Here is a 12,549-nt window from a genome sequence, read left to right as displayed (position 1 = left end):
CCAACGCTAGGCAGGCAGCCCCCGCGGGGTAAGCACCGCCGTCGGCTATGTGGACAAGTAACGTGGCTGCCCGGCTTAAGGCGGTGCCGGACTTCATGAAAGAATCAGCACATGCCTGAAACTGCCGCCACAGCTGATACCCGTACGCCCTCAGGACGCCTGGCCCTCGCCGCGTCATCGGAAAAAATCGCGCTCGGACCCCTGGACGGCCGTTACCAGTCCGCCGTCGCCCCCCTCGTGGACTACCTGTCCGAGGCCGCCCTGAACCGCGACCGGGTGGCTGTGGAAGTTGAATGGCTCATCCACCTGACCAGCAACAACGTCCTGCCGGGAGCCGGTCCCCTCAGCAAGGAGCAGCAGGACCAGCTCCGCGCCATCGTCACCGAATTCGACGCCGCCTCGGTAGCCGAACTCGCAGAGATCGAGGCCGTCACCGTCCATGACGTGAAGGCCGTGGAGTACTACATCGGCCGCCGGCTGCCCGCTATCGGCATCGAAAACCTGACCGCCATGGTCCACTTCGGCTGCACTTCCGAGGACATCAACAACCTTTCCTACGCGCTGGGCATCAAGGGCGCCGTGGAGGATGTGTGGCTGCCCGCCGCCCGCGCCCTGGTGGAACAGATCAGCAGGATGGCGGAAGACAACCGCGCCGTCCCCATGCTGTCCCGGACCCACGGCCAGCCGGCCACGCCCACCACCCTGGGCAAGGAGCTGGCTGTCATCGCGCACCGCCTGACCCGCCAGCTGGACCGGATCGAAAAGACGCAGTACCTGGGCAAGATCAACGGTGCCACGGGCACCTACGCCGCGCACGTGGCCTCCGTCCCGGGCGCTGACTGGCAGCAGGTGTCCCAGACCTTCGTGGAGGGGCTGGGCCTGACCTGGAACCCGCTGACCACGCAGATCGAGAGCCACGACTGGCAGGCAGAGCTCTACGCCGACGTGGCACGCTTCAACCGCATCCTGCACAACGTCTGCACGGATATCTGGAGCTACATCTCCATCGGCTACTTCGCCCAGATTCCGGTGGCCGGCGCGACGGGTTCGTCCACCATGCCGCACAAGGTGAACCCCATCCGCTTCGAGAACGCCGAGGCCAACCTGGAGATCTCCAACGGCCTGCTGGACACGCTGGGCGCGACGCTGGTCACCTCCCGCTGGCAGCGCGACCTGACCGACTCCTCCAGCCAGCGAAACATCGGCGTGGCGTTCGGCCATTCCCTTCTCGCCATCTCCAACGTGGCCAAGGGCCTGGAGCGCCTGGACGTTGCCGGGGACGTGCTGGCGGCGGACCTGGACACCAACTGGGAAGTGCTGGGTGAAGCCATCCAGATGGTCATGCGCGCGGAGGCGATTGCCGGCGTCGAAGGCATGGAGAACCCGTACGAGCGCCTCAAGGACCTCACCCGCGGCCAGCGCGTCGACGCAGCGCGCATGCGCGAGTTCGTTCAGGGACTGGGCCTTTCCCCAGATGCCGAGGCACGCCTCCTTGCCCTTACCCCGGGCAAGTACACGGGCATCGCTGACCAGCTGGTGGACCACCTGAAGTAGGCTCCGCACCAACGCAGAAGATTACGACGGCGGCGCCGGGCTCCCCAGGGCCCGGCGCCTTTCTGCGACCCCGGCGATGTGACGCCCGTTCCGGCCGTACGCCGGCAGCATTCCGGAGTGCGAAACTGGGATCATGAAGTTGCTCCTGATCCGCCACGGCGAAACCCCCGGCAACGTGCTGGGCCAGCTTGATACCGACCATCCCGGCCCTGGGCTGACCGAACTGGGCGAGCGCCAGGCGGAGGCCATGGCGCGGGCCCTGGCCAACGAACGCATCGGGGCCCTCTACGCCTCAACGCTGATCAGGACCCAGATCACCGCCGCCCCGCTGGCGCGGCTGCAGACCCTCGATGTCGAAGTGCTGGAAGGGCTGCACGAAATCGAGGCCGGATCGCTGGAGAAGCTCACCGACCACGAATCCCACAAGCGCTACATGGGGACGGTCATCTCCTGGGCCGCCGGGGACCTGGATCTCCGCATGCCGGCGGGTCCGGACGGCCACGCCTTCTTCGAACGGTTTGACGGTGCCATCGCCCGGGTGGTGGAGCGGGCCGAACATCACCAGCACGGCACCGTTGCGGTCGTCAGCCATGGTGCAGCCATCCGCACGTGGGCCGGGTTGCGGGCCGACGGCGTTGACCACGAGTTCGCCGCCCGCCATGTCCTTGCCAATACCGGGATCGTGGCGTTGGAGGGCGACCCGCGTGCCGGCTGGAACCTGATCCATTGGGACGGCAGCCCGGTGGGCGGCCTCGCCCTGGCGGACCCGACCGCCGAGGACCCGACAGGGCGGGACGCGGGCGCCCCCTAGATCTGCTGCCGGTGGCGCCGGGGAGAGAAGATGCGCATTGCCTTGCACGGGACGGCACCCGGCTCCACGCGCTGACTTACACGGCTGCGCTGGTCGTCCCCGCCGGGCCGGCTGTCTTGGGCCTGCACCGGGGCCGCGGGGATCAGCCGTGCTGCCATCCCCGCGGCGCTTGCCGCCGTCGGCCGTTCGACGGGATCCATGGCTGTCAGGGACCGCAGCAGGATGGCCCATTCACCGAGGTGGTCCGGAACATCCGGTGACCGCAGGGTCCTGGCCACAAGGGATTCGATGGCGGTGCCCGGAAACGCCTTGGAGCCGGTGAGAAGCTCCAGCAGGACCAGGCCCATGGCGTACACATCCCAGGAGGGGTCAGCCGTGCCGCCGGAGGCCTGCTCGGGGCTCATGTAATGCACGGTGCCGGAGGAAATTCCGGGCTCGGGAGCCGACCCCGCCGCGGCGGCGATTCCAAAATCGATGATCCGGACCGGACTCCTGCGCAGCCCGCTCAGCATCAGGTTGGCAGGCTTGATGTCCCGGTGCACAAGCCCGCTGGAGTGAAGGTGCGCCAGTGCACGGAAGAAACCCTGTGCCCAGAGTGCAACATCCCCGGGCCCCGGATTCTGCAGCCGGATGGTTTCGGCCAAGCTCGCGCCCAACGCAAGTTCCTCCACCAGAAAGGGGCGCCCGGAATGGCGCCCGCCGTCGGGCATGACGCCCTGGGCCAGCAGCCGCACGATGGACGGGTGGTTGAGCCCCGCCAGCACGCTTGCTTCATTGCGGATGCGCTGGTGCTGCTTCCGGCCGTTGACTGCCGCGATCTTGACTGCGGCATCAGGACCGCCCTCCAGGTCAACCGCACGGAAGACTTCGGCAGCGGACCCGCGGCCCAGGCGTTCCCTGAGCTGGTAGCGCCCGGCAATGAGACCGTCCGGGCCAGGTTTCTGCGGGCTGAGCGGCAGTACAGGCGCTGCCGTCCCGGCGATGCTCATGCTGAAAGGGCAGCAGAGGTGTGCGTGGCGCGGACATCGGCCGGCTGCCAGGCATCCAGCTGGAATCCGCAGGCGCAGCGCCACACGGGCGGAAGCTCCGTACCCCCTGCGTCGGCCGGCGTGAAGGTGTAGCTGGCGCGGTGCCATCCCACAGCCGGCGTCACGAGCTGCATGGCGGCACCACAGTGGACTGCCGGATCTCCCTGCGGCGCAGTGGTGCCGTCCAAGGTGGATTCCAGCAGGTCGCTTGTCAGGACCGCCCCGGCCAAGCGGGGTTCAGGCGGTGAAACTTCGGTGAAAGTAACCAACACACTCACGACTCCGTTGGGAAGCAACTTTGGGAACAATCGTAAGCTTACATATAACTAGTTGATCTAGCTAGTCCAGCTAGTGAATTTTCTGGTCCTTGCCTTCGGGCGCCTGGAGCGCGTCCGTCATCCGCTGGAGGAAATCGACCACGACCCGGGCCTCCTCCGCGGTCAGGCCTTCCGCCACCTGCATCATGCGCCGGTGCATGGCGCCGAGCGTCTCGCGGACCTCCTTGTCCGATTCAACGGTGGGGATGACCACCACGGACCGGCGGTCCGAGGGATGCGCCTCGCGGCGAACGTGGCCGCTGGCCACCAGCCGGTCGATCAGCGAGGTTGTGGAAGCGCTAGTAATATTGAGGAACTGGCTCAGGTCCTTGGGGACAACCTGCTTGCCTGAGGCCTGCACACGCAGCAGATACCGCAGCGCGAGAATGTCGGTTTCCCCCATGCCCATGGAGTCCCTGGTGGTGCGGCGGATTTCGGTTTCGGCCGCGCGGTAGTCGCGGAGCGACTTCAGCACCGCAGCACTGTAGTCCAGCTGCCCGTCGGGCCCGTACCAGTAGCCGGATCCCTCGTTGCCCATAGAAGCCATGGATTTATTTTAGACCAGCTGGTAACTAGGCTGCCAAGTAACCTGCCCAGCCGCGTCAACATCCGCGTTATCCAGGTGCTTACCGCCAGGAAACACCTGTGTAACTCCCCGCGCCTAGCCTTATCAGGCATACCCCTCCGGCGAATCGAGGCAGATATGCAGACCAACCCCAGGCTGAACATCCGGCAGGTCCCCTGGTCCAACCCCGTGGGCGCCGACCTCCGCCGCGCCCAGCAGGCCGAACTTGACGCCCGCTTTGGCCGGCCCGACCACGAACCCGGCCCGCCGCCGTCGGGCGCCGACTGTGCGGTGTTCCTGGTGGCGTACGACAAGGGTTCGGGGCAGCCTGTGGGCTGCGGGGGGCTGCGGCTCCTGGACGGATCGACGGCGGAAATCAAGCGCCTCTACGTACTGCCGTACACGCGGGGATCCGGGGTGGCCAGCTCCATCCTGGCGGCCCTGGAAGCGGAGGCCTTCAGGCAGGGCATTACCCGCATCAAGGCAGAGGCGGGGTCCGCGCAGCCGGACGGCCGGAACTTCTACGAGAATTCGGGATTCGAGGCCATCCCGAACTTCGGGCCCTACGTCGGGGTGGAACACTCGTACTGCTACGCCAAGAGCATCAATGCCCGCAGCGCGGCGCAAACCGCCATGGCCTAGCTGTAGAGCCTATGGCGCCGGTGCCGGCGCGCCGTCACACTGTAAGGGCGCACCGCCCCGTCGGCTAATCTCAGCCTATGGAAACAGCGGACATCACCTTCCGGACCCGCAAGTGGGTGCGGCCCGAGGACCTCAACGCCAACGGGACGCTCTTCGGCGGCAGCCTGCTGAAATGGATTGACGAAGAGGCCGCCATCTATGCCATCCTCCAGCTGGGAAACGGCCGCGCCGTCACCAAGTACATTTCGGAGATCAACTTCGTCAGCTCGGCCGTCCAGGGCGACCTCATCGAGATGGGCCTCACGGCCACCCGGTTTGGCCGGACCTCCCTCACCATGCGCGCCGAGGTCCGCAACATGATCACGCGGCAAAGCATCCTCACCATCGAGGAGATCGTGTTCGTGAACCTGAACCAGGACGGCAAGCCCGAGCCGCACGGCTACACGGAGATCACCTACGACCGGGACCGGATTCCCACGCACCACCTCAGCGGTACCACGGTCAAGGACTAACGTTCGCCCCCGGTTCACGCCGCGGGCCCCCAGAGTTTCCCCATCTGGTCCAAAGTGGACAGCCGGGCTGTTTATCGAATCGATAGGTATAACAGCCCGGTTTTTGTCATGCACGGCTATAGGCTGTGCGGACATGCTCCGATTCCAGTCCAGAAATGAGTCCTGATCGTGCGTAAATTGCAGACTTTGGTTGCCGCCGCCGTCGCCGTCACCCTCCTCGCCGGATGCGGTGGTGGATCGAACCCACCAACTTCAACGGGGGAAGCTTCCAAAGCTCCGCAAGGTGCTTCCGGGGACACCCTGGTTGTCTACACCAACTCCAACGGTGAAGGCCGGGGTGACTGGCTGGCCGCCAAGGCGGCCGAGGCCGGATTCAAGATTGAGATCGTGGGTGCCGGCGGCGCTGATGCCACCAATAAACTCATTGCCGAGAAGAACAACCCGATCGCGGACGTCGCATTCGGCTTGAACAACATGTACTTCTCGCAGATCAAGAACGAGGGCGCATTGGAGGCCTATCAGCCGGCGTGGGCAGGTGACGTGGACAAGGGACTCGGTGACGGCGAGACGTACTGGCCCCTCGTGAAGCAGGCGATCCTCCTTGGCTACAACTCTGACAAGTTCGCCAAGGATGCAGCACCGAAGGACTGGACTGACCTGTGGGCCAAGGATGAGTTCAAGAGCCGCTATGAGAGGGTCACCGGCCTGGGCACCGCCACAGCCCAGCTGGTCTTTGCCGGCATCCTCTCGCGCTACCGGGACGACTCAGGGGATTTGGGAATCTCCGATGACGGTTGGAAGCAGGTTGAGCAGTACTTCAAGAACGGAAGTCCCGCCGTGGCGAAAACCGACCTGTTCGCCCGCATCGCATCCGGTGAAGTGGACATGGGGCAGATGCCGTCCTCGATCATTGCCGATCGCGAAAAGTCCTTCAAGGTGAACGTCGACACGGTGATCCCTGCGGTTGGCGTCCCGCTGGCGGTAGAGCAGATCGCGCTGGTGAAGGGGACCAAGAAAAAGGACCAGGCGCAGAAGTTCATCGACTGGTTTGGCAGCGCCGAGGTCCAAGGCGAGTTCGCCCAGAAGTTCAACTCCATGCCGGTCAACAAGGGCGCCCAGGCAAAGGCCAATCCCGAGGTGGTGGGCTTCTTCGCGGATCTTAAGCAGCAGGACATCGACTGGGACTTCGTCCAGAAGAACATGGGTGCCTGGGTGGAGAAGATCGAGCTCGAGTACATGACGTAACCGTCCTGCCAGTCACCGTTCCGCTTTCCATCAGACAGGTATGCCATGATCCGCTTGGAAAACATCGAAGTTACCTTTGGCGATTTCACCGCCATTCCGCAGCTGGACCTGCATGTGCGCCCCGGCGAGTTCTTCACCCTCCTGGGGCCCTCGGGCTGTGGAAAGACGACGGCGCTGCGCACCTTGGCCGGCTTCATCCAGCCGGCCAAGGGTACGGTCCGGGTGGATGGAAAGGACGTGACCCGGCTTCCCAGCGACAAGCGGCAGGTGGGCATGGTGTTCCAGAATTACGCCCTGTTCCCCAGCATGAGCGTGTGGGAAAACATCGCCTTCGGGCTCCGTGTCCGGAAAGAAAAACCTGCCGAGAGCGACCGACTTGTGCGGGATATCGCGCGGCGCGTTGAGCTCAGTGATGCGCAGCTGGCGAAGAATGTGGCGGAGCTCTCCGGTGGCCAGCAGCAGCGGGTGGCCGTTGCACGGGCCCTGGTGCTGCGGCCCAAGATCCTGCTGCTGGACGAGCCCCTGTCAAACCTGGACGCCAAGCTGCGCCACCAGCTGCGCCAGCAGCTCAAGGACCTGCAGAGTGAATTTGGCATCACCACCGTCTATGTCACTCACGACCAGGATGAGGCACTCGCCATGAGTGACCGCGTCGCGGTGTTCAACAAGGGCGTCATCGAGCAAGTGGGGACACCCCAGGACATCTATGACCATGCCGCCACGGAGTTCGTCTGTAACTTCATCGGCGACAGCTCAACCCTGACTCCGGACTTTGTCTCCGAGGTGAACCAACTTTCGGGGGCCGGCCTCAGCACCGACGCCAGATCCTACCTCCGCGTGGAAAAGGCTTCACTGGACCGGCCCTCCGGCGGAGGCACCGCCGTCGGGCTTCCGGCCACTGTCGTCTCCCGCACCTATCATGGCCTCCACAGCCGCTACGTTGTGCGCAGCCACGGCGCGGACATCCGCCTCCTTGTCAGGGAGAACGGAGGCACGCACCCGGAGGCCGGCACGAACACCACCGTCTATGTCCAGCCTGAACACATCCTCCAGTACCATCCGGAAACCGGTGCGTCGCTGCGCCGGGACCGGGCAGTTGCCCTGCCATGAGCGCCAACGCCACTGTGCGCAGCATGGGCCGTTCACCCTTCGTCCTGGTGGTGGGCGTCATCCTCACCTGGTTCATCACCGCGTTTTTGGTCTGGCCCAACGTCAATATCCTGATTGCCACCTTCTTTCCTGACGGCAGCTTCTCGGGGCGCGCCGCGGAGAAGCTGTTCTCGTCGCAGCGGGCCATGAAGGCACTCGGCAACAGCTTCCTCCTGGCCGTGACCCTTTCCGTCACCGTCAACCTGGTGGGGGTCTTCATCGTGCTGGTGACGCACTATTTCCGGATCCGCGGCTCGCGCATCCTCTTCCTTGGCTACGCCTCCACCTTCATCTATGGCGGCATCGTGCTGGCTGCGGGATACAAATTCATTTATGGGGACAAGGGCATCGTCACCTCGCTGCTGGTCAAGCTGATCCCCGGAATGGACCCGGGATGGTTCTCCGGGTTTTTCGCCGTCCTGGTGGTCATGACCTTTGCCACCACCACCAACCACATGCTCTTCGTGGCCAACGCACTCAAGGGGATCGACTACCAAACCATCGAGGCCGCCCGGAACCTTGGCGCATCCCCCTGGACGATTCTTCGGCGCATCGTCCTGCCAATGCTCAAGCCCACGCTGTTCGCCGTCACCATCCTGTCGTTCCTGACCGGGCTGGGGGCTTTGAGCGCACCGCAGGTGCTGGGCGGCCGCGAATTCCAGACCATTACCCCGATGATCCTGACCTTCACCAACAGCCCCACGTCCAGGGACCTGGCAGCGCTGCTGGCAGTGATCCTGGGCCTGGCCACCATGCTGATGCTCGCCGTCATGTCCCGGCTTGAGAAGGGCGGCACCTACTTCTCGGTGTCCAAGGTGTCCTCCGAGCTGCAGAAGCAGGACATCACCAACCCCGCAGCCAACATGGCCGTCCACGCCGTGGCATATCTCCTCTTTGCCATCTACACGCTCCCGGTGGCCCTGATCGTGCTCTACTCGTTTGCCGACGGCGTGGCCATCCAGACGGGGCAGCTGTCGCCGGCCAACCTCACGCTGGACAACTACGTGCGCGTCCTCACCCAGCAGTCCGGGCTCCGTCCATTTGTCGTCAGTGTTGTGTACAGCGCCTCGGCGGCCGTTATTGCCGTCGGCGGACTGCTCTTCGTGGCCCGGCTGCTGCAGAAATACAAAAACTGGGTGGCCTCGGCCTTCGAGTACCTGCTGCACATTCCCTGGATCCTGCCGTCTGCGCTGCTGGCTTTGGGCCTGATCGTCAGCTACGACCACCCCAGCCCGCTGGTGGGCGGTGCCGTGCTCACCGGAACAACGGTGATCCTGCTCATCGCATTCGTCACGGTGAAGATTCCGTTCACCCTCCGGATGCTCAAAGCATCCTTTGCCTCCGTGAATTCATCGCTGGAGGAGGCTGCATCCATCATGGGCGCCAAGACGCTGTACGTCTTTCGGCGCATCCTCCTGCCGTTGGTACTCCCGGCGGCAGCAGCCATAACCGCCCTGAACTTCAACAGCCTGTTGGACGACTATGACACAGCCATCTTCCTGGCCCACCCGCTGGTACAGCCGCTGGGCCTGGTGATCAAGGCCAACACCGATGGCGCAGAAGGCACCGAGGGTATTGCCAACACGTTCGTCTACACGGTGCTCCTCATGATCATCACCGGCGTGACGATGTACCTGGTCTACGGCAGGTCGGGGCGCAGGCGGACCAGGAAACGACTGCCCGCGGTACCGCCCGTCCAGCAGGCTCCTGGAGGACTCCCCGGCGCCCAGGCCCCGGGCGGGGACGACGCAACACGGCCTGCCGCGGCCGTGCGCTGAATCACCTGCCGGCACTGCTGCCGACGGCGGCGCGTTTGTTGCGCCGCCGGGCCAGGTTGAGCAGGCCATCACGCAGCGGCTGGCCGCGTTCGGTGAGCGCGACGCGGCCCAGCGCCGAGGACGCCAGGCTCACCGCGCGGGTCCGGAACCTCCGCTGCCGGTCGTAGGCGCGCAGTGCCTGGTCTTCGGGCAGCGTGTTAAGCAGGTCTGCAAGTGTCACCGCGTCAACCAGCGACTCGCAGGCGCCGCGGCCAAGTGTGGGCATCATGGCATGGGCCGCATCACCGATGAGCGCAATCCTGCCACTGACGTAGGAGCCCAGGCGCGGAACCGTCCACAGGCGCTGGACCAGGCATTCCTCCGGCGTGGCTGCAGCAAGGGCGCGCCGGATGGCAGGTGCGTGGCCCGCATAGCGCTCCCTGGCCTGTTCCAGCGCTGACGGAACGTCGATCCCGTAGGGGCCAAGTCCGGACCGGTAACTGGCGTACCAGAAGGACCCGCCCCGGGCGGCGGCCATGCCGAACAGGTCCCCGCGGCCCCAGTACTCGCCCACCTCGTCCGGGGCAACTGGAGTAGGCAGGGTCCCGCGGAGGCGAGGTAGGGCGTCAGACGTGCGTCCGCGCCGGGACCCCAGGCCGTGCTGCGGACAACGCTGTGGACGCCATCGGCGCCAACCACCAGTCCCCCGTCCGCGGGCAGCCCCCGTATCTGGCTGGTGGCCCGGCGGACGCTCCCCGGGACGGCCGTGTCCAGGAGCCGCAGCAGGTCGGTCCGGGAAATGCCGAACATTTCCCCGGCATCGACCGTAACCCAGGGCTCCCCCTGGGCGTTACGTACCGACCCGCTCCCGAGCACCGGGCTCACCGCCCGCGCCTGGTCCAGTATCCCCAGCCGGGCCAGGGCGCGTTGGGCGTTGGGCCACATCCCGAGAGCGTTGCCGACGGCGGGCAGTTCCGGACGCTTCTCGTACACCGTCACGTGGAAGCGGTTGGGGTCCAACGCCGCCGCGAGGGCAAGCCCGGAGATGCCCCCGCCCACGATGGTGATCGTCTCCATACGCAGGATTCTACTACTTTTGTAGTGAATTGAAAGGAGTCCCACTAGACTGTGGCCATGCGCGACAGACGTACCCAGCTCCTTGATGCCGCGCTGTCCGTGGTGGCAAACAAGGGGCTGAAAGGCCTCACGCACCGGGCCGTGGATGCCGCCGCCGACGTGTCCGAAGGCACGACGTCAAACTATTACCGCAACCGGTCAGCACTGGTGGAAGGCGTCCTGGACCGTTTGCTGCAGCTGGACGCAGAGCTCCTGCAGCGCGTTGGCCCGGCCGGTCCCCCACGGGACGTCGACCAGCTGGCCGGGCAACTGGCCGCGATGGTTCTCGCGCTGGCCCGGCAGCATGCCGGCCTCACCAGGGCCCGGCTGGCCCTGTCCCTGGACCATCCGGAGGCGGTGACCGGCGGGCACCACCTGCTGGTGGGCGGGCTGGAACAGGCTCTTGCAGCCCTGGGGGTGGCTGACGCAGCAGCACGCGCCCGGGATATCGCGGACTACGGCGACGGGGTGCTGTTGCACCTGCTTACCGTCAGGCGCGACGAGCAGCCTGACGCTGCCGCCATCGCGGCGGCCGTCCGGCGACTGGCAGGCCCCTGAACCCACCCCGGCCGACCGCCGTCGTCCTTCTCCCGCGGCTTTAGGCGCCGCCGGGCCAGCCCGTGTAGGCCTCGGCCAGGTAAGCCATGCCGTGGCGGGAGGAGACCACCGAGTTCAGCTCGCCTAGCTGGCGCGCGCGGGAGAAATCGTCCGCGTCGGCGGGGGTGTGCAGCATGGTGGTCATCCAGTACGAGAACTGCTGCGCCTTCCAGACACGCTCCAGGGCCCGGTCGCTGTAGGTTTCCAGCAGGCGGCCGGAACCGGAGTTGTAGTGGCTGTCCAGCCCCTCGAAGAGGACCTTGACGTCGTTGATGGCAAGGTTCAGGCCCTTGGCACCGGTGGGCGGCACGGTGTGCGCGGCGTCGCCGGCGAGGAAGAGGTTGCCGTGGCGCATGGGGGTGTGGACGAAGCTGCGGAACGGCAGCACCATCTTTTCCAGGACGGGCCCTTCCTTGAGCTCGAAGCCGTTGCCGTTGACACGGCTCCGGAATTCGGCCCAGATCCTCTCGTCGTCCCAGTCGGCCACGTTCTCCTTGGGGTCGCACTGGAAATACATCCGCTGGACTGTCTCCGTACGCTGGCTGATCAGGGCGAATCCGTTGGCCGAGTTGGCGTAGATCAGTTCATCGGAGCTGCGCGGGGCCTCGGCCAGGATGCCGAACCAGGCGAAGGGGTACTCGTGGAAGTACCACTTGCGGTGGGCTTCCGGGATCTGGAACCGGCAGTGGCTGCGGGAGCCGTCGGCACCCACCAGGAAATCCGCCTGGATCTCGAACTCAACGCCTTCGGAGTCGGTAAACCGGACTTTCGGGCTGCCTTCCAGGTCATGGACAGTGGTGTCGGTGACGCTGTAGCGGACGTCGCCGCCGTCGTCCTTCCTCCGCGCGGCGAGGTCCAGGAAGACGTCCGTCTGCGGGTACAGCCAGACGGACTCGCCCACGAGGTCCTTGAAGTCGATGCGGTGGCTCTCGCCGTTGAACCGCAGTTCGATGCCATCGTGCCGGTCGCCCTCGCGCAGCACACGGTCCGAGACCCCGCTGTCCACCAGCAGGTTGACCGTCCCGTGCTCCAGGATGCCGGCGCGGACGGTGTGGGCAATCTCCTCGTGGCTGCGGACCTCGATGACCGTTGACTCGATGCCTGCCTTCGCCAGGAGATGGGACAGCATCAGCCCTGCCGGGCCGCCTCCCATGATGGCCACCTGGGTGGTGATGGTTTTTCGTGCCATGACTGCGTCTCGCTTCGTTGCGGGTCCCGCCACGGGCGGCACCGGACCGGTTTGTCTGCCATCAGTG

Annotated in this window: 12 protein-coding genes and 1 pseudogene; 8 read left to right on the top strand and 5 right to left on the bottom strand. The window is 65.6% G+C overall.

All coding sequences use genetic code 11. The features are described 5' to 3' along the window. Positions 1–111 precede the first annotated feature (111 nt). Complete coding sequence (gene purB, locus AC6JAM_RS09335; RefSeq protein ID WP_056392462.1) at positions 112–1,554, top strand: adenylosuccinate lyase; 1,443 nt, start codon at positions 112–114, stop codon at positions 1,552–1,554. A 133-nt stretch (positions 1,555–1,687) separates the two neighbouring features. Then, positions 1,688–2,365, top strand: coding sequence for a histidine phosphatase family protein (locus AC6JAM_RS09330; protein WP_497934519.1), 678 nt, complete (start codon positions 1,688–1,690; stop codon positions 2,363–2,365). On the opposite strand, the gene AC6JAM_RS09325 is transcribed toward AC6JAM_RS09330, so the two are convergent. From AC6JAM_RS09325 to AC6JAM_RS09315, 3 genes are all read right to left on the bottom strand, one after another. Further along, the gene (locus AC6JAM_RS09325; RefSeq protein WP_056392461.1) at positions 2,362–3,354 is read right to left on the bottom strand and encodes a serine/threonine-protein kinase; all 993 of its coding nucleotides are present in this window, start codon (positions 3,352–3,354) and stop codon (positions 2,362–2,364) included. The genes AC6JAM_RS09330 and AC6JAM_RS09325 overlap by 4 nt on opposite strands. Next, a complete protein-coding gene (locus tag AC6JAM_RS09320) occupies positions 3,351–3,671 on the bottom strand; it encodes a hypothetical protein (protein WP_134164888.1) in 321 nt (106 codons plus the stop codon). The genes AC6JAM_RS09325 and AC6JAM_RS09320 overlap by 4 nt, the downstream gene beginning before the upstream one ends. A 70-nt stretch (positions 3,672–3,741) precedes the next feature. Then, positions 3,742–4,257 carry a MarR family winged helix-turn-helix transcriptional regulator gene (locus AC6JAM_RS09315; protein WP_043425008.1) on the bottom strand — a complete coding sequence of 172 codons (516 nt, stop codon included), beginning with the start codon at positions 4,255–4,257 and terminating at the stop codon, positions 3,742–3,744. A 156-nt stretch (positions 4,258–4,413) separates the two neighbouring features. Here AC6JAM_RS09315 and AC6JAM_RS09310 point away from each other — a divergent pair, with 156 nt between their 5' ends. The 5 genes from AC6JAM_RS09310 to AC6JAM_RS09290 all read left to right on the top strand — a co-directional run bounded on the left by AC6JAM_RS09310 (position 4,414) and on the right by AC6JAM_RS09290 (position 9,601). After that, complete coding sequence (locus tag AC6JAM_RS09310; RefSeq protein ID WP_018769769.1) at positions 4,414–4,917, top strand: GNAT family N-acetyltransferase; 504 nt, start codon at positions 4,414–4,416, stop codon at positions 4,915–4,917. Positions 4,918–4,994: 77 nt separating this feature from the next. Next, complete coding sequence (locus tag AC6JAM_RS09305) at positions 4,995–5,429, top strand: acyl-CoA thioesterase (RefSeq protein ID WP_018769770.1); 435 nt, start codon at positions 4,995–4,997, stop codon at positions 5,427–5,429. A gap of 168 nt (positions 5,430–5,597) precedes the next feature. Further along, entirely contained in the window at positions 5,598–6,674 is a 1,077-nt protein-coding gene (locus AC6JAM_RS09300) for an extracellular solute-binding protein (protein WP_026265846.1), read from the top strand. A 45-nt stretch (positions 6,675–6,719) separates the two neighbouring features. Further along, complete coding sequence (locus AC6JAM_RS09295) at positions 6,720–7,784, top strand: ABC transporter ATP-binding protein (RefSeq protein WP_134164886.1); 1,065 nt, start codon at positions 6,720–6,722, stop codon at positions 7,782–7,784. Then, a complete protein-coding gene (locus tag AC6JAM_RS09290) occupies positions 7,781–9,601 on the top strand; it encodes an ABC transporter permease (RefSeq protein WP_134164885.1) in 1,821 nt (606 codons plus the stop codon). Before AC6JAM_RS09295 ends, AC6JAM_RS09290 begins: the two co-directional genes overlap by 4 nt. Position 9,602: 1 nt before the next feature. Here AC6JAM_RS09290 and AC6JAM_RS09285 read toward each other — a convergent pair. Next, a pseudogene (locus tag AC6JAM_RS09285) lies at positions 9,603–10,657 on the bottom strand (FAD-dependent monooxygenase). Between the two features lie 57 nt (positions 10,658–10,714). On the opposite strand from AC6JAM_RS09285, the gene AC6JAM_RS09280 reads away from it, so the two are divergent. Beyond that, positions 10,715–11,254 (top strand): TetR/AcrR family transcriptional regulator, encoded by a 540-nt coding sequence (locus AC6JAM_RS09280; protein WP_018769775.1) that lies wholly within the window; start codon positions 10,715–10,717, stop codon positions 11,252–11,254. Positions 11,255–11,294: 40 nt separating this feature from the next. Here the strand turns inward: AC6JAM_RS09280 and AC6JAM_RS09275 are convergent, their stop codons facing one another. Then, positions 11,295–12,482 carry a 4-hydroxybenzoate 3-monooxygenase gene (locus tag AC6JAM_RS09275; protein ID WP_134164884.1) on the bottom strand — a complete coding sequence of 396 codons (1,188 nt, stop codon included), beginning with the start codon at positions 12,480–12,482 and terminating at the stop codon, positions 11,295–11,297. Positions 12,483–12,549 lie beyond the last annotated feature (67 nt).

It is taken from the genome of Arthrobacter sp. GmRoot5-12 (genome assembly GCF_059739365.1).
Note: the sequence above shows the minus strand (reverse complement) of the source record. Positions and strands in the feature narration are given on the sequence as shown.